The 1580-nt window shown below is 40.5% G+C and carries 2 protein-coding genes; both read left to right on the forward strand.

Annotated features, from left to right (window positions below; all coding sequences use genetic code 11):
- On the forward strand, positions 1-635 hold a 635-nt coding region (locus A3756_RS28290), incomplete at its 5' end, for a hypothetical protein (protein WP_197481517.1).
- A 597-nt stretch (positions 636-1232) separates the two neighbouring features.
- The gene (locus A3756_RS24225) at positions 1233-1514 is read left to right on the forward strand and encodes a hypothetical protein (protein WP_068507647.1); all 282 of its coding nucleotides are present in this window, start codon (positions 1233-1235) and stop codon (positions 1512-1514) included.
- The last annotated feature ends 66 nt before the right edge of the window (positions 1515-1580 follow it).

Raw genomic sequence — 1580 nt, forward strand, 5'->3', positions numbered from 1 at the left:
TATACGATCTACTAATACACTCTCAAGACCGGGCCTATACCGTAAACGAAATGTACGACTATGTTGAAAATGCAGGATTGAAGTTAAATAAACTATATAATCCTGACCACCCTCTTGGTGACATGATTTTTTATCCCGAAACCTATATTCGTGACCCAGAGCTGTTGAACACAATCAAACAACTTCCGCTTAGAAAACAGCAATCTATCTGCGAGTTGTTGTTTGGTCAAATCATGAAACAATGCTGTTTTGTTTCGTTTAAGGAAACTTCTACTCCTAGCATAAAGAATACAGATCTGGTTCCTGCCATCAGCACCATTTACGGCCAAAATGAACGTAAGCAAAATTTGCTTAAGGCGTTTTCTGCACCAGGAAATCAAATACAACTGAACCAAATGTTTACCTTAAAAAGAAACCCACACAGCAAAGCATTGTTTGAACATATAGATGGAAAACGAAGCTTAAAAGAGGTTGTCGAGCAAACCATCAAGACAACGAAAAGCCATGCAACGTTTGAAACCGTCTTTGCAGAACTATGTTCCTTTGTTGAGGTCCTAATAAAACTAGATATGATGTATTTGAGAGAAAAGAGCGCAAGTAGTGCAGCTAATATAAACAATATGATGGGAGTGTGATCAGAAAATGTGTTCGGTTTCTTTAAATGTAAGCGTCCAATCGAGCACAACTAACTGCAAGGTCTAGGCTAGCACTAAGATTTAAAAGGAACTAGCGTATGACTAAACCGAGCGCTAAATATAGCTGGCCAGAGTCGTTGGCTTTTTAGCAAGTGAGTGGCTAAACGATAGCAGACTTCTGTTCCGTGCATAAAATTAGTCCCTTGATGATGGGCTGCAGGGATTCCAAAGTAACAGCTAATCCGACTCTAAACGCAAAACACTGGGTGTTGAGCAATGATTGTTTCGAGTTAAAAGAGGTAGCTCAAAACAGAGCTATTTCTCTCATTCTAATGTCCCACCGATGGTCACTGTGTCTGGGCGTAGGCTTTGATTGACTCTGATCCGTACCAGGTAATTCCGGGCTCTCTCCAAACTTCTCAGTCGATTTACATTTCTTATCACTGTATTTACCGATATCCCGCTTCAAAGCACTGTGTAGTGTTGAGCCTTGGAGTGATAGACTATGGGGTAGATGTCTATAGCGTGGTGGTGGCTACGGATTGGATCTCTTTCTAAGCTAAAATAGAAGAACTAAATATTAAGACCGGAATACTGATGAAGAATAAAGCTCAAAAACAACTCTCGTTTGAACCTCAATACCATCGAAAGTTGGCACAAGGAAAGTACACGCCTATATCAAAGAGGCTAATTAAGGGTAGCAACTCAATTTCGAGTGAAGACGTTGCTGAAGAGCGAGATTGCATACTTGCTGAAGGTTTCACGGTTTGTGAAAGCAGAGCAGAACTGTCTGCGGCGAAAATTGATAATTCAGATAAAGGTGATGTGGCAGCCGTTATAGCCAATACCAACCCCTTATTCAAGTTACATAATAAGTAAGCGCTTGCTGAAAAAAAATTAAACGAGAGCTTTGCCTCGTAGTAGTTGTCGCAGTCGAATGAGAAA

This window comes from Oleiphilus sp. HI0086 (assembly GCF_001635225.1).

What these genes read in the sequence shown, in the direction of transcription:
- A3756_RS24225 (WP_068507647.1), top strand. Translation starts at nt 1,233, where the DNA reads ATGAAGAATAAAGCTCAAAAACAACTCTCGTTTGAACCTCAATACCAT.